At 63.2% G+C, this 21,223-nt stretch carries 19 protein-coding genes; 9 read left to right on the top strand and 10 right to left on the bottom strand.

What is annotated here, in order from left to right; translation table 11 throughout:
* Positions 1-343: 343 nt before the first annotated feature.
* From AD659_RS24325 to exaC, 5 genes are all read right to left on the bottom strand, one after another.
* Positions 344-805 carry a GNAT family N-acetyltransferase gene (locus AD659_RS24325; RefSeq protein ID WP_053125701.1) on the bottom strand — a complete coding sequence of 154 codons (462 nt, stop codon included), beginning with the start codon at positions 803-805 and terminating at the stop codon, positions 344-346.
* Positions 806-912: 107 nt separating this feature from the next.
* A complete protein-coding gene (gene eutC, locus AD659_RS24320) occupies positions 913-1,737 on the bottom strand; it encodes an ethanolamine ammonia-lyase subunit EutC (RefSeq protein ID WP_053125700.1) in 825 nt (274 codons plus the stop codon).
* 11 nt (positions 1,738-1,748) lie between these two features.
* On the bottom strand, positions 1,749-3,143 hold the full coding sequence (locus tag AD659_RS24315) for an ethanolamine ammonia-lyase subunit EutB (RefSeq protein WP_053125698.1): 1,395 nt from the start codon (positions 3,141-3,143) through the stop codon (positions 1,749-1,751).
* Between the two features lie 57 nt (positions 3,144-3,200).
* Complete coding sequence (gene eat / locus AD659_RS24310; protein ID WP_053125697.1) at positions 3,201-4,649, bottom strand: ethanolamine permease; 1,449 nt, start codon at positions 4,647-4,649, stop codon at positions 3,201-3,203.
* A 217-nt stretch (positions 4,650-4,866) separates the two neighbouring features.
* Complete coding sequence (exaC, locus tag AD659_RS24305; protein WP_053125696.1) at positions 4,867-6,387, bottom strand: acetaldehyde dehydrogenase ExaC; 1,521 nt, start codon at positions 6,385-6,387, stop codon at positions 4,867-4,869.
* Positions 6,388-6,850: 463 nt separating this feature from the next.
* Here exaC and AD659_RS24300 point away from each other — a divergent pair, with 463 nt between their 5' ends.
* The 4 genes from AD659_RS24300 (at position 6,851) to AD659_RS24285 (ending at position 11,326) form a co-directional block, all read left to right on the top strand.
* On the top strand, positions 6,851-8,758 hold the full coding sequence (locus tag AD659_RS24300; protein ID WP_053125694.1) for a sigma-54-dependent Fis family transcriptional regulator: 1,908 nt from the start codon (positions 6,851-6,853) through the stop codon (positions 8,756-8,758).
* A gap of 312 nt (positions 8,759-9,070) precedes the next feature.
* Positions 9,071-10,420, top strand: a complete 1,350-nt coding sequence (mpl, locus tag AD659_RS24295) for a UDP-N-acetylmuramate:L-alanyl-gamma-D-glutamyl-meso-diaminopimelate ligase (RefSeq protein WP_053125692.1) — start codon at positions 9,071-9,073, stop codon at positions 10,418-10,420.
* Entirely contained in the window at positions 10,417-11,049 is a 633-nt protein-coding gene (ubiX, locus tag AD659_RS24290; protein ID WP_053125690.1) for a flavin prenyltransferase UbiX, read from the top strand. The genes mpl and ubiX overlap by 4 nt, the downstream gene beginning before the upstream one ends.
* On the top strand, positions 11,042-11,326 hold the full coding sequence (locus AD659_RS24285; RefSeq protein ID WP_053125688.1) for a YceK/YidQ family lipoprotein: 285 nt from the start codon (positions 11,042-11,044) through the stop codon (positions 11,324-11,326). Before ubiX ends, AD659_RS24285 begins: the two co-directional genes overlap by 8 nt.
* A gap of 204 nt (positions 11,327-11,530) precedes the next feature.
* On the opposite strand, the gene AD659_RS24280 is transcribed toward AD659_RS24285, so the two are convergent.
* The 3 genes from AD659_RS24280 to AD659_RS24270 form a co-directional block, all read right to left on the bottom strand.
* Entirely contained in the window at positions 11,531-12,172 is a 642-nt protein-coding gene (locus AD659_RS24280) for an oxidoreductase (protein WP_053125686.1), read from the bottom strand.
* Positions 12,173-12,199: 27 nt separating this feature from the next.
* On the bottom strand, positions 12,200-13,918 hold the full coding sequence (locus AD659_RS24275) for a C13 family peptidase (RefSeq protein ID WP_053125684.1): 1,719 nt from the start codon (positions 13,916-13,918) through the stop codon (positions 12,200-12,202).
* A 102-nt stretch (positions 13,919-14,020) separates the two neighbouring features.
* Positions 14,021-14,476, bottom strand: a complete 456-nt coding sequence (locus AD659_RS24270) for a MaoC family dehydratase (RefSeq protein ID WP_053125683.1) — start codon at positions 14,474-14,476, stop codon at positions 14,021-14,023.
* Positions 14,477-14,818: 342 nt separating this feature from the next.
* Here AD659_RS24270 and AD659_RS24265 point away from each other — a divergent pair, with 342 nt between their 5' ends.
* From AD659_RS24265 to AD659_RS24255, 3 genes are read left to right on the top strand one after another with little or no spacing between them, the layout of a single operon-like run.
* The gene (locus AD659_RS24265; protein ID WP_053125681.1) at positions 14,819-15,184 is read left to right on the top strand and encodes a CidA/LrgA family protein; all 366 of its coding nucleotides are present in this window, start codon (positions 14,819-14,821) and stop codon (positions 15,182-15,184) included.
* Positions 15,181-15,897, top strand: coding sequence for an LrgB family protein (locus AD659_RS24260; RefSeq protein ID WP_053125679.1), 717 nt, complete (start codon positions 15,181-15,183; stop codon positions 15,895-15,897). The genes AD659_RS24265 and AD659_RS24260 overlap by 4 nt, the downstream gene beginning before the upstream one ends.
* A gap of 10 nt (positions 15,898-15,907) precedes the next feature.
* Positions 15,908-16,498: an LON peptidase substrate-binding domain-containing protein gene (locus AD659_RS24255; RefSeq protein ID WP_053125677.1), complete on the top strand. Its 591-nt coding sequence runs from the start codon at positions 15,908-15,910 to the stop codon at positions 16,496-16,498.
* Between the two features lie 145 nt (positions 16,499-16,643).
* Here the strand turns inward: AD659_RS24255 and AD659_RS24250 are convergent, their stop codons facing one another.
* Both AD659_RS24250 and AD659_RS24245 read right to left on the bottom strand, forming a co-directional pair.
* Entirely contained in the window at positions 16,644-17,960 is a 1,317-nt protein-coding gene (locus tag AD659_RS24250; protein ID WP_053125675.1) for a bifunctional DedA family/phosphatase PAP2 family protein, read from the bottom strand.
* A gap of 211 nt (positions 17,961-18,171) precedes the next feature.
* Positions 18,172-18,849 (bottom strand): DNA-3-methyladenine glycosylase, encoded by a 678-nt coding sequence (locus AD659_RS24245; RefSeq protein WP_053125673.1) that lies wholly within the window; start codon positions 18,847-18,849, stop codon positions 18,172-18,174.
* Positions 18,850-19,253: 404 nt separating this feature from the next.
* Between AD659_RS24245 and AD659_RS24240 the strand changes: the two genes are divergently transcribed.
* Together AD659_RS24240 and nadD are read left to right on the top strand one after the other, a co-directional pair.
* Positions 19,254-20,525 carry a glutamate-5-semialdehyde dehydrogenase gene (locus AD659_RS24240; RefSeq protein ID WP_053125671.1) on the top strand — a complete coding sequence of 424 codons (1,272 nt, stop codon included), beginning with the start codon at positions 19,254-19,256 and terminating at the stop codon, positions 20,523-20,525.
* The gene (gene nadD, locus AD659_RS24235) at positions 20,494-21,213 is read left to right on the top strand and encodes a nicotinate-nucleotide adenylyltransferase (RefSeq protein WP_053125669.1); all 720 of its coding nucleotides are present in this window, start codon (positions 20,494-20,496) and stop codon (positions 21,211-21,213) included. Before AD659_RS24240 ends, nadD begins: the two co-directional genes overlap by 32 nt.
* Positions 21,214-21,223: the final 10 nt, after the last annotated feature.

Below are 21,223 nucleotides of genomic sequence, written 5' to 3'. Positions count from 1 at the left end.
AGGGTGTGTAGCTTTTTCTTACAAGCTGGGAAGAGCGGCATTATACGGTGGGGCGGGGGGAGTGCGGGGGGAGTTTGTAGCTGGGGATTTCTGAGGGAGTGGCTGGATGAGGCGTGGCTCGGACTGCTTTTGTGGCGAGGGAGCTTGCTCCCGCTGGACTCTGTAGGAGCTGGCGAAGCCTGCGATCTTTTGATTTTGATCTTTTGCTCTCGACTCAATTGTCAGTGGAAAGATCGCAGCCTCGTTGCACTCGTCAGCTCCTACGGCGCAGCCCAGCGGGAGCAAGCTCCCTCGCCACGGGGGACCGAGTAAGGCCAGGGCTGCTGCGGGCAGCCCATAAGGCTCAAAGCCCTTCGCTGATCGGCAACACGTAGTTCTTGAACTCGGTGTCTTCCTTGAAGCCGATCGATTCGTAGGTTTTCTGCGCGACTTCGTTGTTGCTGCTGGTGGAGACGCGCATGCGGACGGCGTTGGTTTCCTTGGCCATTTTTTTCGCGGTGCGGATCAGGTTGTCGGCCACCAGTTGGCGGCGGGCATCTTCGGCGACGTAGATGTCGTTGAGGATCCACACGCGCTTGAGGGACAGGGAGGAGTAGCTCGGGTAGAGCTGGCAGAACCCCAGCAGCCGGTTGTCGTCGTCATCGGGCAGGGCCAGGTAGATCACCGACTCTTTGCGGCGCAGGCGCTTTTCGAGGAAGGCCCGGGACGAATCCGGGTAGGGCAGTGAACCGTAGAATTCCCGGTATTTGACGAACAATGGGGTCAGCAGGTCCAGGTGTTCCAGGGTTGCTTGGATAATCCGCATGGTAGGTCTCGTCTGCAAAGGTCGACAGATATTCAGACAACACTGTCGCGCTGCCGTGCTTTTGATGCTGCCTGAAAGCGGATCAAAAACGCAATCGGATAAACGGATCAGTTGTGGGGCGGCGCCAGTAGGAAATTACCTTTCATATCGGCAGCGTTTTCCGCCTCTAGCGTGTTTACCTGGGCTTCGTCCTTCAGATTGACCCCCGAGAGCTGCCGGCGGCAGGCCTCGCGCATCAGGTAGATCAAGCGATGAGCCGCCATGCCGTAGCTCAGGCCTTCGAGGCGCACGTTGGAGATGCAGTTGCGATAGGCATCGTTCAGGCCGACCTTGGGGGCGTAGGTGAAATACAGCCCCAGGCTGTCGGGGGAGCTGAGGCCGGGGCGTTCGCCGATCAGGATCACCGACATCTTGGCACCGAGCCGTTCGGCCACTTCATCGGCTACGGCGACGCGGCCTTGCTCCACCAAGACGATGGGCGACACCGACCAGCCTTCAGCGGTGATCTGTTCTTCCAGGCGTGCCAGGAACGGCAAGGTATGGCGATGCACGGCCAGCGCCGACAGGCCGTCAGCCACGACGATGGCCAGGTCCACGCCGCCCGGATGGGCCGCCGCGTACGCGTCCAGGATTTGCGCGGAAGCGTCGTCGAGTCGTCGGCCCAGGTCCGGGCGTTGTAGATAACTGTTGCGGTCGCTGGCCGCGCTATGGAGCAACAGGCTCTCACGGCCGCGTTCATCCAGTTGGTCGCGAATGCCCTGGTGGTCGAACGCCAGATGCACGGCATCACGGGCCTGGGCATGGGCGAATTGGAAATCCAGTTGCGCCGAGGTCGGCAGGCTGGTGCCGGTGCGGCCCAGGGCGATGCGCGCCGGGGTGAGGTTGCGCAGGTTCAGCCAAGGGTTTTGAGAATCGACAGGTTTTTTATCCATGGGCAGGTCTCTTATCCCAAATGCGCGAGGGCATGACGAAACGCCGGTGGCAGGTTGTCGCCAAACCGCACCCGGCCATCGGCCTGGGTGAAGATGCCCATGTTCGCCAGCCAGGTTTCGAATTCCGGCGCGGGCTTGAGGCCCAGGGTCTGGCGGGCGTAGAGGGCGTCGTGGAACGAGGTGGTCTGGTAGTTGAGCATGATGTCGTCGGAGCCGGGGATGCCCATGATGAAGTTGATCCCGGCCACGCCCAGCAGGGTCAGCAGGGTGTCCATGTCGTCCTGGTCGGCTTCGGCGTGGTTGGTGTAGCAGATGTCGCAGCCCATCGGCACGCCCAGCAACTTGCCGCAGAAGTGGTCTTCGAGGCCAGCGCGGATGATCTGTTTGCCGTTGTAGAGGTATTCCGGGCCGATGAAACCTACAACCGTGTTCACCAGGAACGGGTTGAAATGTCGCGCCACGGCGTAGGCCCGCGTCTCGCAGGTCTGTTGATCGACGCCGTGGTGGGCGTTGGCTGACAGCGCGCTGCCTTGGCCGGTTTCGAAATACATCAGGTTGTTGCCCAAGGTGCCGCGATTCAGGCTGAGCCCGGCGTCGTAGCCTTCCTTCAAGATGTTCAGGCTGATGCCAAAACTGGCGTTGGCCGCTTCGGTGCCGGCGATGGACTGGAACACCAGGTCCAGGGGCACGCCGCGATTCGCCGCTTCGATGGAGGTGGTGACGTGGGTCAGCACGCAGCCCTGGGTGGGGATGTCGTAGCGCTGGATGATGGCGTCGAGCATTTCCAGCATCGCGCAGATCGAGGCGGTGCTGTCGGTGGCCGGGTTGATGCCGATCATGGCGTCGCCGTTGCCGTAGAGCAGGCCGTCGAGGATGCTCGCGGCGATCCCGGCGGGTTCGTCGGTGGGGTGGTTGGGTTGCAGGCGGGTGGACAGGCGCCCGCGCAGGCCGAGGGTGCCGCGGAACTTGGTCACCACGCGGATTTTCTGCGCCACCAGCACCAGGTCTTGCACGCGCATGATTTTCGACACGGCGGCGACCATTTCCGGGGTCAGGCCGGGGGCCAATGCCCGCAGGCTCTGTTCGTCGGCGGCGTCGCTGAGCAGCCAGTCGCGAAAACCGCCGACGGTGAGGTGGCTCACGGTGGCGAAGGCTTGTTTATCGTGCGTGTCGACGATCAGCCGGGTGACTTCGTCGGCCTCGTAAGGAATCAGCATTTCTTGCAGGAAATGGCTGAGGGGCAAGTCGGCCAAAGCCATTTGCGCCGCCACGCGCTCGCCATCGTTGAGTGCGGCGATTTCGGCCAGGAAATCCCCGGAACGCGCCGGGCTGGCCTTGGCCATCAGGTCTTTGAGGCTGTCGAAGCGGTAGGTCTGGGCGCCGACCGTGTGTGCAAAGCTGGCCATACAGGTTCTCCGTGACGGCGCCGCTGGGCGGCGCCGTGGTTTTCGGCACGTTACGGCTTAGTGCAAGGCTTCTTCGGCTTTTTGAATGGCCGCGAATTCCTCTTCGGGCGTGCCTGCGACCAAGTGATGCCGACTGTAGAAAGCAAAGTAAGCAATTAACACTCCATAGATGATCGCGGCGCCGATCACCACCCGAGGATCGACCAGGAAACCCGCCACCACGGCGATGCACGCCAACACCAGGGCCACGCCCGAGGTGAAGATGCCGCCCGGCGTGCGGTATGGCCGGTCCATTTTGGGGCGACGGATGCGCAGGGTGATGTGCGCGGCCATCATCAACACGTAGGAAATGGTCGCGCCGAACACCGCCACCAGAATCAGCAAGTCGCCCTGGCCGGTCAAGGACAGGCCGAAACCGATGATGCCGGGGATCACCAAGGCCAGGACCGGTGCCTTGCTTTTATTGGTTTCCGAGAGTTTGCGTGGCAGGTAGCCGGCGCGGGACAAGGCAAAGATCTGCCGCGAGTAGGCGTAGATGATCGAGAAGAAACTGGCGATCAAACCGGCCAGGCCGACGAGGTTGACGAAGCTGCCCATCCAGGTCGAGCCGCCGTAGGCCTTGGCCAGGGCTTCCACGAGCGGGTTGCCCGAGGTCATCAGCGCGTTGGAGCCGGCGCCGCCCGGGCCGATCACCAGGATCAGCAGGGCGAAGGCCACCAGCACCAGCATGGCGCCGATCAGGCCGCGTGGCAGGTCGCGCTTGGGGTTCTTGGTTTCTTCAGCGGCCAGGGGCACGCCTTCCACGGCGAGGAAAAACCAGATGGCATAAGGGATCGCCGCCCAGACGCCGACGTAGCCGAACGGCAGGAACGGACTGGCGCCCACGGCTTCCTTGACCGGAATGTCCAACAGGTTGGCGACGTTGAAGTGCGGCACCATCGCCACCAGGAAAACCCCCAGCGCCAGGGCGGCGACGGCGGTGATGATGAACATCAGCTTGAGCGCTTCGCCAACGCCAAATATGTGGATGGCGATGAAGATGATGTAGAACGCCAGGTAGATCATCCAGCCGCCAATGCCGAACAGCGACTGGCAATAGGCGCCGATGAACACGGCAATCGCCGCCGGGGCGATGGCGTATTCGATCAAAATCGCCGTGCCCGTGAGAAACCCGCCCCAGGGCCCGAAGGCGCTGCGGGCAAAACCGTAGCCGCCGCCGGCGGTGGGGATCATCGAGGACAGCTCGGCGAGGGAAAAGCACATGCACAGGTACATCGCGGCCATCAGCAGCGTGGCGAGGAACATCCCGCCCCAGCCGCCTTGGGCCAGGCCGAAGTTCCAGCCGGCGTAGTCACCGGAAATGACATAGGCCACGCCCAGGCCCACCAGCAGGACCCAGCCCGCCGCGCCTTTTTTCAGTTCGCGTTGTTGGAAATATTCGGAGCCGACTTTTTCGAAGTCGACCGAGGACGTTGCCGGTTGCGGGTTTGCATGATCGCTTGGCATAAGGGTTTACCTGTTTTTATTGTTTTTTGGCCCTGTTGGAGCGGGGCTGCTCTTGAAACCGGTGTGTTGCATACAGCATGGATTTGATTGTTCCCACGCTCTGCGTGGGAACACAGCCAGGGACGCTCCGCGTCCCAAAGAGCCGAACGCGGAGCGTCCGTAGAGGCATTCCCACGCAGAGCGTGGGAACGATCAGCCGGGCGCAATTTCCCGCAGGTTAGAAGAACCCCAACGGATTGATGTCGTAGCTCACCAGCAAATTCTTGGTCTGCTGATAATGATCAAGCATCATTTTGTGCGTCTCACGCCCGACGCCGGACTTCTTGTAGCCACCGAACGCGGCATGCGCCGGATACAGGTGGTAGCAGTTGGTCCACACGCGACCGGCCTTGATCGCCCGGCCCATGCGGTAGGCGCGGTTGATGTCGCGGGTCCAGAGGCCGGCGCCGAGGCCGAACTCGGTGTCGTTGGCGATCGCCAGGGCTTCGGCTTCGTCCTTGAAGGTGGTGATGCTCACCACTGGGCCAAAGATTTCTTCCTGGAACACGCGCATCTTGTTGGTGCCCTTGAGCAGGGTCGGCTGGATGTAATACCCGGTCGCCAGGTTGCCCTCGAGTTTTTCCACCTTGCCGCCGGTCAGCAGCTCGGCGCCTTCGCCCTTGGCGATTTCCAGGTACGAAAGGATCTTGTCGAATTGCTGCTCGGACGCCTGGGCGCCGACCATGGTGTCGGTGTCCAGCGGGTCGCCGCGTTTGATCTGCAGGACTTTCTTCATCACCACTTGCATGAATTCGTCGTAGATCGACTCCTGCACCAGGGCGCGGGATGGGCAGGTGCAGACTTCGCCCTGGTTAAAGAACGCCAGCACCAGGCCTTCGGCGGCTTTCTCGATGAAACTCGGCTCGGCCTGCATGATGTCTTCGAAGAAGATGTTCGGCGACTTGCCGCCCAGCTCCACGGTGGACGGGATGATGTTCTCGGCGGCGCATTTCATGATGTGCGAGCCCACCGGGGTCGAGCCGGTGAAGGCGATCTTGGCGATGCGCTTGCTGGTGGCGAGGGCTTCGCCGGCTTCTTTGCCGAACCCTTGCACCACGTTCAGCACGCCGGGTGGCAGCAGGTCGCCGATCAGCTCCATGAGCACGCAGATGCCCAGCGGGGTTTGCTCGGCCGGTTTGAGCACCACGCAGTTACCGGCGGCCAGGGCCGGGGCGAGTTTCCAGGCGGCCATCAGCAGCGGGAAGTTCCACGGGATGATCTGCCCGACCACGCCCAGCGGTTCGTGGATGTGGTAGGCCACGGTGTTGCCGTCGATCTCGGCGGCGCTGCCTTCCTGGGCCCGCAGGCAGCCGGCGAAGTAGCGGAAGTGGTCGGCGGCCAGGGGGATGTCGGCGTTGAGGGTTTCGCGCACGGCCTTGCCGTTGTCCCAGGATTCGGTGATCGCCAGCACTTCGAGGTTGGCTTCGATGCGGTCGGCGATTTTCAGCAGGATCAGCGAACGGGCCTGGGCCGAGGTGGCACCCCAGGCATCCGCGGCGGCGTGGGCGGCGTCCAGGGCTTTGTCGATGTCTTCGGCCGTGGAGCGCGGGAATTCGGCAATGGGCTGGCCATTGACCGGGGACGTATTGGTGAAGTACTGACCTTTGACAGGCGCGACGAACTCGCCGCCGATGTAGTTACCGTATTTAGCCTTGAACGAAACGATAGCGCCTTCAGTACCGGGGTGAGCGTAACGCATGATGAGTTCTCCTTGGCTTTTGTGCTTATTAGGGAGCCGCGCAAATTCGCGCTGGTACTTAAGCCTAGAGCAAAGGTTGGGCCATTGCCTTGCAGGGCCCGGAAATCAAGACTTTAGGAGGAGTTGGCCGGACAAACGGATGCCCTGCGTGACGATTGCGATACAGCGGCTGTGACAGTTTGTGCCAGATGCGGGACAGTCTGTGACTGGCAGGTCGCGCCAGCATTGCAAAGGTCGAAGGGCTGGAGGATGCTGGGCCTCGATGCGAAGCTGGCGGGGTAGGCGCTGTGTAGGCGCTGTGTAGGAGCTGTCGAGTGCAACGAGGCTGCGATCTTTTGATCGTTCACTCGTGACTCAACCGTCAGTGGAAAGATCGCAGCCTCGTTGCACTCGACAGCTCCTACAGAGCGAGTTCATGGCTGTTACCCCAGCAAGGCCGCTACCTTCGGGAGAACAATAAGAAATGCACAGCAACCATTTGAGTCGCCATGCCCAGCAAGTCCTGACGGTCACCCAGGGCAAGGCCCATTTGCAGGGGCCTGGCAGCGATCCGTCGATTGCCCGTTCCTGGCTGCGCTGCCTCGAGGACTATCACCTCGACCCGGCCCAGAACCTGGCGCCGACGGTGCTCGAGCATGGTCGGGTGCTGGAGAGCCGCGAGCGCTTGCAGCAGGTGTTGCACATCGCCGGCAATGAAATGACCAGCCTGCACCAGCAATTGTCCGGCGCCGGCCACGCGGTGCTGCTCACCGACGCCCGGGGCGTGATCCTCAACTGCGTCACCGCCCCCAGCGAGCGGAAGATTTTCGAACGGGCCGGCCTCTGGCTCGGCGCCGACTGGAGCGAAGCCTGCGAAGGCACCAACGGCATCGGCACCTGCCTGGTGGAACGCCAGGCCTTGACCATCCACCAGGAAGAACACTTTCGCGGCCGTCACACGGGCCTGACCTGCTCGGCCAGCCCGGTCTTCGATCCCCAGGGCGAATTGCTGGCGGTGCTCGACGTGTCTTCGGCCCGGCCGGACGTGTCGCGCCAGAGCCAATTCCACACCATGGCCCTGGTCAATCTTTCGGCGAAGATGATCGAGAGCTGTTATTTCCTGCGTTGCTTCGACAATCAATGGCTGCTGCGTTTCCACTTGCAGGCCGAGTCCGTGGGGCTGTTCAGCGAAGGCTTGATGGCCTTCGACGGCGAAGGGCGGATCTGTGCAGTCAATCAGAGCGCGCTCAATCTCTTGGGGCATATCCGTGGCGGCCTGCTCGGTCAGCGGGTCGAGGACTTTTTCGACTGTTCACTGGACGAGTTGCTGGGCCGTGCCAGTGCCCAGGCCAGCGCCAGTTGGCCGCTGCGCACCCGTGACGGCCGGCATTTGTTCGCCGTGTTGCGCGGGCAGCCGCGCAGCGTGCCGGTGCCGGTCGCGCCGTTGCTCAAGGCCATCGAGCCCGCGCGGCTGCCGGGCATTTGCCTGGGGGATGCGGCGTTGCAGGAGCATTTCCGCAAGGCGCTGCGGGTGTTCGAGCGCGATGTGCCGTTGTTGATCCATGGGGAAACCGGCTCCGGCAAGGAGGCGTTTGCCAAGGCTGTGCACCACGCCAGCCAGCGCGCCGGGAAACATTTCGTCGCCCTCAACTGCGCGGCCATTCCGGAAAGCCTGATCGAGAGCGAGCTGTTCGGTTATCGCGGCGGCAGTTTTACCGGCGCGCGCAAGGAGGGCATGCGCGGCAAGCTGCAACAGGCCGACGGCGGCACGCTGTTCCTCGATGAAATCGGCGACATGCCCCTGGCCTTGCAGACCCGTTTGCTGCGGGTGTTGGAAGATCGCCAGGTGGTGCCTATCGGCGGCGAACCGGAGCCGGTGAACGTGCGCATCATCAGCGCCACCCACCGGCAATTGCTCGACCGGGTTCGGGACGGCAGTTTTCGCGAAGATTTGTACTACCGCCTCAATGGTTTGGAAATCCCGTTGCCGGCGTTGCGCGAGCGCAGTGACAAGTCGCAGTTGCTGGATTTCCTGTTGGCTGAAGAGAGCGGCGTCGAGACGGTGTTCATCGACGAACCGGCGCGCCAGGCGTTGCTGGGGTTTGACTGGCCGGGCAACGTGCGGCAATTGCGCAATGTGCTGCGGACCCTTGCCGCGCTGTGCGATGGCGGGCGGATCGGGCTGGAGGACTTGCCGGCGATGATCCGCCAGCGTCCGTCGATTGCGCTGGTTGAAACGGTGGCGGAGCGGCCTCTGGCGGATGCCGAGCGCCTGGTATTGCTCGATGCGCTGGAGCGCCAGCGCTGGCACATGACCCACACGGCGGAACAACTGGGGATCAGCCGCAATACCCTTTACCGCAAGCTGCGCAAGCACGCGATTGCCCGCTGAACCACTGATACTTGGACTGCTGACTGCTGACTGCTGACTGCTGACTGCTGACTGCTGACTGCTGACTGCTGACTGCTTGGCAACTGGCTGCTTTTGTGGCGAGGGAGCTTGCTCCCGCTGGGCTGCGCAGCAGCCCCAAGCTTTTTTCCACCCTGAAACCGAAGGCGACTGCTGCGCAGTCGAGCGGGAGCAAGCTCCCTCGCCACAACAGCCGGGTTGCACATTCATTTGTGGGAGCGGTGTGAAGGCTAAACACAAGGTGCGATTTTCCCCTCCCTACGCTAACCTGCGGCCATGTTTACGAGGTCGACTATGCACATCCATATTCTCGGTATTTGCGGCACTTTCATGGGTTCGATGGCGGTCCTGGCCAAGGAGCTGGGCCATCATGTGACCGGTTCCGACGCCAACGTCTACCCGCCGATGAGCACGCAGCTGGAAGCCCAGGGCATCGAACTGACCCAAGGCTATGATCCGGCGCAACTGGACCCGGCGCCGGACCTGGTGGTCATCGGCAACGCCATGTCCCGTGGCAACCCGGCGGTGGAGTACGTGCTCAACAAAGGCCTGCCGTACGTGTCCGGGCCGCAGTGGCTGGCCGATCATGTGTTGCAGGGCCGTTGGGTCCTGGCCGTGGCCGGTACCCACGGCAAGACCACCACCAGCAGCATGCTCGCCTGGGTCCTGGAGCACGCCGGCATGAGCCCAGGTTTCCTGATCGGTGGCGTGCCGCAGAATTTCTCGGTGTCGGCGCGCCTGGGCGGTACGCCGTTCTTCGTGATCGAGGCCGACGAATACGACAGCGCGTTTTTCGATAAGCGCTCGAAATTTGTCCACTACCGTCCACGCACGGCGATCCTCAACAATCTTGAGTTCGATCATGCCGACATCTTCCCCGATCTACCGGCCATCGAGCGGCAGTTCCACCATTTGGTGCGCACCATCCCCAGCGAAGGCCTGGTGATCCATCCGACCACTGAACCGGCGTTGCAGCGCGTCATCGAAATGGGCTGCTGGACCCCGGTGCAAACCACCGGCGCGGGCGGCCAATGGCAGGTGAAATTGCTCAAGGATGACGGTTCGCAGTTCGAAGTCATGTTCGAAGGCCAGTCCCAGGGCGTGGTCGAGTGGGACATGACCGGCCAGCACAACGTCGCCAACGCCTTGGCCACCCTCGCGGCGGCCCGTCATGTCGGCGTGGTGCCGTCCATGGGCATCGCCGCGTTGAGCGCGTTCAAGAGCGTGAAGCGGCGGATGGAGAAAGTCGCCGAGGTCAACGGCATCACCATTTATGACGACTTCGCACACCACCCGACTGCCATCGCCACCACCCTCGACGGTTTGCGCAAGCGCATCGGTGACGCGCCACTGGTGGCGATCATCGAGCCGCGCTCCAATTCCATGAAGCTCGGCGCCCACCGTGACGGCCTGCCGGAAAGCGTGGTCGATGCCGACCAGGTGATCTGGTACGCGCCGGCCAACCTCGGCTGGGACCTCGGTGCCACCGCCGCGTTGTGCACGGTGCCGTCGATTGTCAGCGATTCCCTGGAAGGCATCATCGAGCGCGTGAAAAGCCAGGCCCAGCCCGGCACCCACGTGGTGATCATGAGCAACGGCGGCTTCGGCGGCCTGCACGGCAAACTCGCCGAGGCGCTGAAATGAGCAACGGCCCGGAACGCATCACGCTGGCGATGACCGGTGCGTCCGGCGCCCAGTACGGCTTGCGCCTGCTCGATTGCCTGGTGCGCGAAGACCGCGAGGTGCACTTCCTCATCTCCAAGGCCGCGCAACTGGTGATGGCCACCGAGACCGACGTGACCCTGCCGGCCAAGACCCAGATGATGCAGGCCTTCCTCACCGAATACACCGGTGCGGCGGCGGGGCAGATTCGTGTGTATGGCAAGGAGGACTGGATGTCGCCGGTGGCCTCGGGCTCCGGCGCGCCGGCCGCGATGGTGGTGGTGCCGTGCTCCACCGGGACGCTGTCGGCGATTGCCACCGGGGCCTGCAATAACCTGATCGAACGGGCGGCGGACGTTACGCTCAAGGAGCGCCGTCAGTTGATTTTGGTGCCGCGGGAAGCGCCGTATTCGAGCATTCACCTGGAGCACATGCTCAAGCTGTCGAACCTGGGCGTGACCATCCTGCCGGCGTCGCCGGGTTTCTATCACCAGCCGCAGACCATCGATGACCTGATCGACTTCGTGGTCGCGCGGATCCTCAATCTGCTGAACATCCCCCAGGACATGTTGCCGCGTTGGGGCGAGCATCATTTGAGCAGTGATGAATAAGCTGCTGATCGTGCTGCTGGCCCTGCAACTGACCGGCTGCGCCACCGCCCGCACCCTCGACGCCGCCAAGCCGGGTGCGCCGGTAGTGTACGCGGGCACGCGGCTGGATCTGTACGCGCTCAACGGTGGTTGCTGCGCCAAGGACCGCTTTGGGGCCGAGGCGCCGAGTTACCCGGGCGTGGACCTGCCGGGGAGTGCGCTGTTGGATACCTTGTTGTTGCCGTTGTCGTTGTTCACGGCGATAGGGGTAGGGTTCCAGGCTACGGGCGGGATGTAGCGAACACCATAGAACCTGTGGCGAGGGAGCTTGCTCCCGCTGGGCTGCGCATGGAGTCTGTGTAGACGCTGTGTAGGAGCTGTGTAGGAGCTGTCGAGTGGAACGAGGCTGCGATCTTCCCCAGCCACTTGAGTTCCAAGCGAAAGATCAAAAGATCGCAGCCTTCGGCAGCTCCTACAGGGCGCCCGCTCAGGCGCCACATGACTATTTGCCAAGCTTACGCAACTCATCCGACTCCACCACCCGCACCCCGTCCTGTTCCTCCAGCGCCAGACGCCACATGGCTCGGGCCAGTTGGCAGGCTTCGATGCCGTGGTATTTGCCAGGGATCAGCTTCGACAACGGCCCGGCCAGTTGTTCGGCCAGGCGCGGTTCGACGCGGTCGCCCAGCAGCAGGGACGGGCGGCAGATGGTCAGTTGCGGCCAGCCCTGGGCCTTGAGCGCCGCCTCCATTTCACCTTTGACCCGGTTGTAGAAGATCGATGACTTGGGGTCGGCCCCCAGCGCACTGATCACCACCAGGTGCCGTGCGCCCAGTTCCCGGGCGCGCTTGGCAAACGCCACCACCAAGTCCAGGTCCACCGCGCGAAAGGCTTGCTCGGAGCCGGCTTTCTTGATGGTGGTGCCGAGGCAGCAAAAGGCGATGTCGACCTGGCCGCTGAGTTGAGGCAGAACTTGGGCCGGCTCCCCAACCGGGTTTTCCAAGTGTGGATGCTCGGCCAGTGGCCGGCGTGAAGGCGCCAATACCCGGGTGATGGTCGGCTCGTTGAGCAGCCGGTCCAGTAGGTGTTCCCCGGTCAGTCCGGTCGCACCGGCGAGCAAAACATGCTGAGGCGTCAAGTACATAGTGTTTCCCCCTTGATACGGTTCAGCTTAGTTGCTCTTTGTCGCCTCGTCGTTCAATGCCGCACTTTGCAATGCTTTACGTGCTTGTTGTTTGCGCAGCAGTTGCCAGTGGGAAAGGACCGTCCTGGGCGCCCACATCTGCGGTTCGGAGGCTTCGAAATTGTCCGCCTGTTCGCGTTCGGCCACGGTGGCCTTGGCGCGCTTGAAGGCCTGCTCAAGATCGTCGGTCTGGTTCAAGGCCTGGGCGAACAGCGCATCGCCGAAGTAGGTGAAGTTGGCTTCCTCGGAGCAGCCGAAGGACACCCGGTCGGCCCGTGAAGCGGTCATGATCAGGGTGCGTTCATCCTTGAGCGCCGGGATGAAACCGCCGGAATAACAGGCCGAGATCACTACGATCTTGTCGCGGTTCTTCAGCGGTGCCAGGACCACGGCCAGTTCGTCGGCGGGCAGGTCGGCCAGTTCCATGCGTGGCTGGTCGAGCACCAGTTCATGGTCGCTGGTGCCGTGACTGGTCAGGTAGATGAAAATCAGGTCTTCCGGGCCGCTGCGTTCGGCCAGGGTCGCGGCGGCGCGGCGCAGGCTCTCGCGGCTGGCCATGGGCCGGTCGCCGAGGTGATCGCGGTGGTTCACCAGGCGGATCTGCCCGAACGCGCCGAAACGGCTGGCGAGCATGTTGGCGACATAGTCGGATTCGCGCAGGAACACGCTTTGCTTGCCGTCGCCGCCCAGGGTCAGGCTGTACAGTTCCACCGCCGGGGTCGAAGCCGGAATGTTGGCCAGGGCATCTTCCAGCAGGCGACCCTGGGCGAGGATGCCGCGTTCAAGCACATCCGGCAACAACCTGCCGTCCGCGTCGCGCACCCGCTGGCCGTTGGCCCAGGTGCCGCTTTGCACAGTGCCATCGGTCAGCACCAGGGTGCCGCGCCCGTGGTAGCTGTCGCCCTCGAACTGGCCGATGTAGAAACTGCCGTCGGGCAGGTTCAGGCGACCTTCGCCGGTAAAGCGCCAATCATTGAATTGACCGAGGTAGTGGCTGCCGTCGGCGCCGATCAGTTCGCCCCGGCCGGTCAGTGCGCCATCCTTGAACTGGCCGGTCCAGACATCGCCGTCGGCATTTTCGTAGCGACCGCGGCCGTTGAGCTGGTTGTTCCGGAAACCGCCGATGTAGACATCGCCCTCGGCGCTGTTGAAGGTGCCCTTGCCCTGCAACTGCCCATCGACAAAGTGCCCGGTGAACTGGTTGCCGCTGGCGTCGAAGCGCTGGCCTTCGCCGTTGGGCTTGCCGTTGACGAAGGGGCCTTGGTATTGGCTGCCGTCGTCGAGTTCCAGGCGTCCGAGGCCGGAATAGCGGTCGGCCTTGAACTCGCCCCGGTAGGTCATGCCGTTTTCCTTGAGCGTCCCCTCACCGTCCCGGCGCCCCAGCTTGAAGCCGCCGGTGTAGCTGCTGGTGGGTGTGGTCAGGCTGCCCTGGCCATGGAACAGACCCTGGTGGAACTGGCCGCGATAGACCTCGCCGTTGCTGCCATGCCATTCCCCGGTGCCGTGCCATTGGCCCTTGTCGAACTGCCCGGCGTACCAGCTGCCGTTGGGGTAGTCGATGCGCCCCTGGCCTTGCAGCAGCCCATCCACCAGGTCGCCGCGATAACGGCCGCCGTCGGGCAGGCGCGCGTCGGGAGGCAGCGGCGATTCGCCGTCGCCACAGGCGGTGAGCAACAGGGTCAGGGTCAGTGGGACGAGTAAGCGCATAACGGGATCCAGGTCATCAGGCCACGAGTATGCCGCAGCTTTGGCTCCTGGATATAGAGAAGCGATGCGAAACTGCCTGGACGGTTTCGCATGTGCGCAGGTTTACACGAAGCAGAGCGACAGCGGCTCGGCGATATAGGCCGGTTTTTCCGAGCCTTCGATTTCCAGGGTGGCGGTGGCCTTGAGCAGCCATTGGCCGGGTTTTTTCTCGGTGGCGTCCACCAGGTCGACCTTGAGCCGGACCTTGGAATCGACCTTCACCGGTTGGATGAAACGCACGCTGTCCAGCCCGTAGTTGACGACCATCTTCACGCCCTCGGGCAGGATCAGGATGTCTTCCATCAGCTTGGGCATCAGCGACAGCGACAGGAAACCGTGGGCGATGGTGCTGCCGAACGGGGTCTGCGCGGCCTTGACCGGATCGACGTGGATGAACTGAAAGTCGCCAGTGGCTTCGGCGAACAGGTTGATGCGGTCCTGGTCGATGGTGAGCCATTCGGAACGTCCAAGTTCCTTGCCGACATAATCTTTGAGCGCTGCAACGGGGACGTAGGGCATTGAGACTCTCCTTGGGTTCATCTGTTTTACTTTTTCTGAATCGGGGATTTTGCGTCCCCGGAGAACCACTGTAGATCAACATGGCGCGCCGGGAAGGTCATCGACCATGCTTTTTACGAATGCCGAACCATAGCGCGGGCGTGTTTAAATGTGTCGCCTGGTTACTCCCTGTAGGAGCTGCCGAAGGCTGCGATCTTTTGATCTTTTGATCTTTCGCTTCAGACTCAATTGGCTGGGGAAAGATCGCAGCCTCGTTGCACTCGACAGCTCCTACAGTCGGCTCCTGCAGGTAGCTTCTACGGGGATAGGATTCATAGGTGTTTGTGGAGGGGGAGAGAGCGGATGTTGCTACGAGGCCTGACCTGGCTGGTGCTGTTTCAATTGCTGGGCACTGCGATCAATCATTTGTTCTTGCCGGTGCTGCCGGGGCCGATCATTGGCCTGCTGTTGCTGCTGGGTTACCTGGTGGTGCGCGGTGAAGTCAGCGAGCCGTTGAACCTGGCCGCTGGCAGTCTGCTGCGTTACCTGCCGCTGCTGCTGGTGCCGCCTGCGGTAGGGGTGATGGTCTATGCCGGGGCGATTGCCGCCGATTTCTGGGCCATCGTTGGCGCGTTGACTTTGTCCCTGGTGTTGTCCGTGGCGCTGACGGGCGTGCTGATGCAGCGCCTGGCCCGCCGTCACGTCGCCGCCCCGGAGGACAGCCAATGATGCTCGACTGGCAGGGCGCCTGGACTTCGGTGATCCACCATCCGCTGTTCGGCATCGGCATTACGCTGGGCGCTTACCAACTGGTGCTGGCAGCGTACGAAAAGACCCGCTGGGTGTTCCTGCAACCGGTGCTGATGTCGATGGTGCTGTTGATCGGCGTGCTGGTCGGCTGCGGCATCGGTTATGCCGAGTACCGCAAGAGCACTGAGATCCTCAGCATTCTGCTGGGCCCGGCGACGGTCGCCCTGGCGGTGCCGCTGTATTTGAACCTGCGACGGATCCGGCAGCTGTTCTGGCCGATTTTTACTACGCTGGTGATAGCCGGGGTGTTTGCCACGGGCTCTGCGGTGGTGTTGGGCTGGGCCTTTGGCGCCGAGCACATGATCCTGATGACCATGGCGCCCAAGTCGGTGACCTCGCCGATCGCCATGCTGGTGGCCGAGCAGATCGGCGGCGTGGCGGCCATGGCGGCGGTGTTCGTGTTGATCACCGGGGTGCTCGGGGCGATCCTCGGCCCGAGTATTCTGACTCGGTTGGGTGTCCATAGCCCTGAGGCCCGGGGCATGGCCCTGGGGCTGGCGGCCCATGCGGTGGGCACGTCGGTGGCGTTGCAGGAAAGCGAGGAGTCGGGTGCCTTTGCGGCGCTGGCGATGAGTCTGATGGGCGTGGCCACGGCGGTGCTATTGCCGTTGGTGGTGTCGATGACGGTTTAAGGAATTGGTTATGAGCTTGCCGCTTTTCCCGTTGAACACCGTGCTGTTCCCCGGTTGCATCCTCGACTTGCAGATTTTCGAGGCGCGCTACCTCGACATGATCGGGCGCTGCATGAAAAAGGGCGAAGGCTTCGGGGTGGTGTGCATCCTCGATGGCGAGGAAGTCGGCATCGCGCCCGAAGGCTACGCGCGGGTTGGTTGTGAAGCGCTGATTACCGATTTTTCCCAGCAGGAGAACGGTCTGCTGGGGATTCGCGTACAGGGCGGCCGGCGTTTTCTGGTGCACAGCAGCAGCGCCCAGGCCGATCAACTCACCGTGGCCGAAGTCGAGTGGCTGGAAGACGAGCCGGAGCAACCGCTACAAGATGAAGATGCCGACCTGATGGCGCTGCTCAAGGCCTTGGCCGAGCACCCGATGGTCGAGGCCTTGAACATGGGCACCGAAGCCACCGGCCAGCAGTCGCTGGCCAATCAATTGGCTTACCTGCTGCCGTTTAATGAGCTGGACAAGATCGACCTGCTGCAACTCGACGACCCGCAACAGCGCCTGGACGCGATCCAGGCGCTGCTCGATGAGTTGCAGGGCGAACTCTTCGCCTGACACACTGATTTTGGTAGATCAAAGCGGACCTCTGTGGGAGCGAGCCTGCTCGCGAAAGCGGTGGGTCAGCTTGCATCAATGTTGAGTGTGCCGCCGTCTTCGCGAGCAGGCTCGCTCCCACAGGTGGAGTGCAGCGTCTCTGACATCAGTAGGCATACCGCAACATCGCATGGGGTAAGTGCCGCAGGGCGAAGAAACTGAACATCGCCACCAGCGCCGGCAGGACCAGCCACCAGACTTTCGGCGGCATGGCCGGCAGCGGGGTCTGGCGCTGGCTCAGCCACAGGGCGGCCGCACAGACGCTGGCGGCGAGCATCGCCCCGGCGACGATATCGCTTGGCCAGTGCGCGCCCAGGTAGACCCGCGACAGGGCGATGGTCAGCGCCGGTAGGCAGCCCAGCAGCAGCCAGGTCAGGCGCAGGCGTGGCGGTTGGCCGCGGCCGGCGAGGACGGCGAGGGTCAGGAACAGCGCGAAGGCCCCGGAGGAGTGGCCGCTGGGCATGCTGTAGCTGGTCAGCGGGTCGGTGAGGATTTCCGGGCGCACCCGGGCAAAGAAGTGTTTGCAGCCGGTATTGGCCAGGGCAGTGAACAGCATCGTGCCGCCGGCAAAGATCGCCTGGCGCCATTGCCGTGCCAACAGCAGCAACGCGGTCACCAGGCTGCAGACAATCAGCATGTAGCGGAATTCGCCGATCAGCGTGAAGGTCACGGCGATTTCATCCAGCGTCGCGCTGCGATGCTCCTGGACCAAGGCCATCAAGCCCTGGTCGAACGCCGTCAGGTAGCGAAACCCGATGAACAGGCCGATCAGGATCACCAGGCCGATGCCGGCGATCAGCGCCGTGGCATGGCGATGACGACGCAGGGTGCTGTTGACGCTCAGCCCGATCATCACCGCAATGCTGCCGATGACCACGCCGGCCTGCGGCCAGAAACCTTCGGGCAGCGGCAGGCGAAACGCTGCCCCGGTGGCCCAGCCCGGCAACAGGTAAGCCACGGTCCAGCCCGCCGCGGCCAACACGCTGACGGCGGCGAAGCGTGGGAACGGCATGTCGCACATCCCGGCCACCATCGGCAACATGGGCCGTAGTGGGCCAATGAATCGGCCCACCAGCAGGCTGGCGATGCCGTAGCGCTGGAAATAGCTTTCCGCCGCGCTCATCCATTCCGGGTGATGCCGCAGCCCCGGCAGGCGCCGGATGTTCTGGTGGAAATGCCGGCCGAGGAAATACGACACCAGGTCCCCCAGCAAGCCCCCGAGCAGGCCCAGCAGCAACGTCTCGCCCAACGACAACGCGCCGCTGCCGGCCAGCACGGCGATGGCAAACAACAGCACCGTACCCGGCACGATCAGGCCGGCAATGGCCAGGCACTCCACGCAGGCGACGATGAAGACCGCCACCGCCAGCCATTGCGGGTTGACGGTCAGCCAGCCGGTGATGCTATCGAGCCATGGGCCCATAAATACAACTCCATTGAATAGTGATTGGCATGCACCGAACCCCCAGTGGGATTCTGTTGTGAACACAAAACCTGTGGCCACTGAAGATCAACTGTGGGAGCGAGCTTGCTCGCGATTACGGTATGTCAGTCAGCCCCCATTCTGCTGACCGGACGCCATCGCGAGCAAGCTCGCTCCCACAGGGATCCACAGGATTCATTCAGTGTTGTGTTCATGAAAGTAAAAAGTAATCACGGCCTTCGACCTGTCCGCGCCGCAACGGGTTGCGGGTACACCAGGGGGCGTAGGCGGCGTCGACAAAGCGGTAGGGCAGGTGCTCGTCCCGTCCCAGGGGAATGCCCAGGCGGGTGGTCTGGATCGCATTGACCGTTGGCACGCCGACATCCTCCACCAGCAAGCGCTCGGGGTCGAAGCGCTTGGCGTCCCAGTCCGGCACTTTCAGCCCCAAAGCTTTGCACAACAGGGTCTGGCCGGCACAGAGTTTTTGCGGTGTGCGTGGTCGGCCTTGGGCGTCGGGGTTGTTCAACAACATCTGCGCCAGGCTCGCCGGCCCGGACAGGGCATCGACCCACGGGTAGGCCGATTTGATCAACACTGCATTGCCGGGGCCCTGGGCGCTGAAGTTCAGGGAATCGCCGCCCCGGGCGTAATACATATAGATGTGCCCGCCATCCAGAAACAAAGCCTTACGTTTTTCCGTGTAGCCCAGGGAGGCGTGGCTGCCTTTTTCGGCGAAGTAATACGCCTCGGTCTCGATGATTCGCGCGCTGAGCCACAGGTCGCCAACCTTGTGGCGGATGACTTTGCCCAGCAGGTCCTTGGCAAGCACCTGGGCGTCGCGGTCGAAAAAGGCGTGGGGCAGGGCGTTGGGCGATGGCAAATCGGTCATGGCGATAGACGAAGTGGGGCCAAAGGAAGCGCGATGATAGCAACGGAAAGCTTAATCACCGCTGAACACACGTTTCAACCGTAATGCCGTTCACTTAGGAAAAATGATGACCCTGTGGCGAGGGAGCTTGCTCCCGCTCGGCTGCGAAGCAGTCGTAAACCGGCGGGTGCGGTGTGTCTGATACGCCGCAATTGGCAGGTTTTGGGGCCGCTTCGCGGCCCAGCGGGAGCAAGCTCCCTCGCCACGGGTTTGTCGATTGCCTTAAGTGAACAGCATTGCGTTTCAACGGGCTGTTTATGGCTGTTTTGCTTCTCCGCCGGTCACCACTGCGAGTCCATGCTGTTAGTCGAGGGTTACGACAGCTATAATCTGCCGCTTTCCCCATCGCCAAGACCACACAGACCATGACTGAGTCCGTTCTTGACTACATGACCCGCCTGGGTCGCGCCGCTCGTGAAGCGTCGCGCATCATCGGCCGGGCCAGCACCGCGCAGAAAAACCGCGCGCTGCAGGCCGCCGCGAATGCGCTGGACGCTGCGCGCGCCGAGTTGTCCGCCGCCAACGAGCTGGACCTGGCCGCCGGCCGCGCCAACGGTCTGGAGCCGGCCATGCTCGAGCGCCTGGCGCTGACCCCGGCCCGCATCGACGGCATGATCGTCGGTCTGCGCCAGGTCGCGGCCCTGCCGGACCCGGTCGGGGCGATTCGCGACATGAGCTACCGCCCGTCGGGCATCCAGGTTGGCAAGATGCGCGTGCCCCTGGGCGTGGTCGGGATCATCTACGAGTCGCGGCCGAACGTGACCATTGACGCCGCGAGCCTGTGCCTGAAGTCGGGTAACGCGACCATCCTGCGGGGCGGCTCCGAGGCCATCCATTCCAACCGCGCCATTGCCGCCTGCATCCAGCGCGGCCTGGCCGAGGCCGACCTGCCGGCGGCCGTGGTGCAAGTGGTGGAAACCACCGATCGCGCCGCGGTCGGCGCGCTGATCACCATGCCCGAGTTCGTCGATGTCATCGTGCCCCGTGGCGGCAAGGGCCTGATCGAACGGGTCAGCCGCGACGCCCGCGTGCCGGTGATCAAGCACCTGGACGGCATCTGCCACGTCTACGTCAGTGCCCACGCCGAGTTGCCGAAGGCCCAGCGCATCGCCTTCAACGCCAAGACCTACCGCTACGGGATCTGTGGCGCGATGGAAACCCTGCTGGTAGACCAGGCCGTTGCCCAGGGCTTCCTGCCGTCGATGGCCGCCCAGTTCCGCGAAAAAGGCGTCGAGCTGCGCGGTTGCGAGCGTACCCGGGGAATCATCGAGGCCGTTGTTGCCACCGAAGAAGACTGGGACACCGAATACCTGGCGCCGATTTTGTCGATCCGCGTGGTCGACGGGCTGGACCAGGCCATCGAACACATCAACCGCCACGGCTCGCACCACACCGATTCCATCGTCAGTGAGCACCAGGGCGAAACCCGGCGTTTCGTGGCCGAAGTGGATTCGGCGTCGGTGATGATCAACACCCCGACCTGCTTTGCCGATGGCTTTGAATACGGATTGGGTGCCGAGATCGGCATTTCTACTGATAAGCTGCACGCCCGCGGCCCGGTGGGCCTCGAAGGCCTGACCTGCGAGAAGTACATCGTGGTCGGTGATGGCCAGTTGCGCGGACAGGAGCCGGTCTGACTTGGGCGACCTTGAACCGCCGGCCACTGTGACGACGACAACCCCGCCCCGGCGCATCGGTATCCTGGGCGGCACGTTCGACCCGGTGCACATCGGCCATTTGCGCGGTGCGCTGGAAGTCGCCGACGCCCTGGCCCTCGATGAGCTACGCCTGACGCCCAGCGCCCGGCCGCCTCACCGGGATACGCCGCAGGTGTCGGCGCAGGACCGCCTGGCGATGGTCGAGTGCGCGGTGGCCGGTGTGGCACCGCTGGTGGTGGATGCCCGCGAATTGCAGCGGGACAAACCGTCCTACACCATTGATACCCTGGAGCTGATGCGCGCCGAGCTGGCCGTTGATGCCCAGGTTTTCCTGCTTCTGGGCTGGGACGCATTTTGCGGCCTGCCCACTTGGCATCGCTGGGAAGAGTTGCTCCAGCATTGCCACATCCTGGTGTTGCAACGCCCGGATGCCGACAGCGAGCCGCCGGATGCCTTGCGCAACCTGCTGGCGGCCCGCTCGGTGAGCGACCCGCTGGCCCTGAAAGGGCCGAGCGGACAGATTGCATTCGTCTGGCAGACGCCGCTCGCGGTATCCGCCACCCAGATCCGTCAACTGCTGGCCAGCGGTAAGTCGGTACGTTTCCTGGTGCCCGACGCGGTCCTGGCCTACATCGATGCGCACGGGCTTTACCGTGCGTCGAACTGAAAAAGGCGCG

The organism is Pseudomonas thivervalensis (genome assembly GCF_001269655.1).
Classification (GTDB): Bacteria; Pseudomonadota; Gammaproteobacteria; order Pseudomonadales; family Pseudomonadaceae; genus Aquipseudomonas; species Aquipseudomonas thivervalensis.
Note: the sequence above shows the minus strand (reverse complement) of the source record. Positions and strands in the feature narration are given on the sequence as shown.

Coding starts and splice junctions, on each gene's coding strand:
- AD659_RS24285 (WP_053125688.1), top strand. CDS start 11,042: ATGAATAAGCTGCTGATCGTGCTGCTGGCCCTGCAACTGACCGGCTGC.
- AD659_RS24280 (WP_053125686.1), bottom strand. CDS start 12,172: ATGTACTTGACGCCTCAGCATGTTTTGCTCGCCGGTGCGACCGGACTG.
- AD659_RS24260 (WP_053125679.1), top strand. CDS start 15,181: ATGATGCTCGACTGGCAGGGCGCCTGGACTTCGGTGATCCACCATCCG.
- AD659_RS24265 (WP_053125681.1), top strand. CDS start 14,819: ATGTTGCTACGAGGCCTGACCTGGCTGGTGCTGTTTCAATTGCTGGGC.
- ubiX (WP_053125690.1), top strand. CDS start 10,417: ATGAGCAACGGCCCGGAACGCATCACGCTGGCGATGACCGGTGCGTCC.
- AD659_RS24245 (WP_053125673.1), bottom strand. CDS start 18,849: ATGACCGATTTGCCATCGCCCAACGCCCTGCCCCACGCCTTTTTCGAC.
- exaC (WP_053125696.1), bottom strand. CDS start 6,387: ATGCGTTACGCTCACCCCGGTACTGAAGGCGCTATCGTTTCGTTCAAG.
- AD659_RS24240 (WP_053125671.1), top strand. CDS start 19,254: ATGACTGAGTCCGTTCTTGACTACATGACCCGCCTGGGTCGCGCCGCT.
- AD659_RS24300 (WP_053125694.1), top strand. CDS start 6,851: ATGCACAGCAACCATTTGAGTCGCCATGCCCAGCAAGTCCTGACGGTC.
- eat (WP_053125697.1), bottom strand. CDS start 4,649: ATGCCAAGCGATCATGCAAACCCGCAACCGGCAACGTCCTCGGTCGAC.
- AD659_RS24315 (WP_053125698.1), bottom strand. CDS start 3,143: ATGGCCAGCTTTGCACACACGGTCGGCGCCCAGACCTACCGCTTCGAC.
- AD659_RS24255 (WP_053125677.1), top strand. CDS start 15,908: ATGAGCTTGCCGCTTTTCCCGTTGAACACCGTGCTGTTCCCCGGTTGC.
- AD659_RS24325 (WP_053125701.1), bottom strand. CDS start 805: ATGCGGATTATCCAAGCAACCCTGGAACACCTGGACCTGCTGACCCCA.
- eutC (WP_053125700.1), bottom strand. CDS start 1,737: ATGGATAAAAAACCTGTCGATTCTCAAAACCCTTGGCTGAACCTGCGC.
- AD659_RS24275 (WP_053125684.1), bottom strand. CDS start 13,918: ATGCGCTTACTCGTCCCACTGACCCTGACCCTGTTGCTCACCGCCTGT.
- AD659_RS24270 (WP_053125683.1), bottom strand. CDS start 14,476: ATGCCCTACGTCCCCGTTGCAGCGCTCAAAGATTATGTCGGCAAGGAA.
- nadD (WP_053125669.1), top strand. CDS start 20,494: ATGGCCAGTTGCGCGGACAGGAGCCGGTCTGACTTGGGCGACCTTGAA.
- mpl (WP_053125692.1), top strand. CDS start 9,071: ATGCACATCCATATTCTCGGTATTTGCGGCACTTTCATGGGTTCGATG.
- AD659_RS24250 (WP_053125675.1), bottom strand. CDS start 17,960: ATGGGCCCATGGCTCGATAGCATCACCGGCTGGCTGACCGTCAACCCG.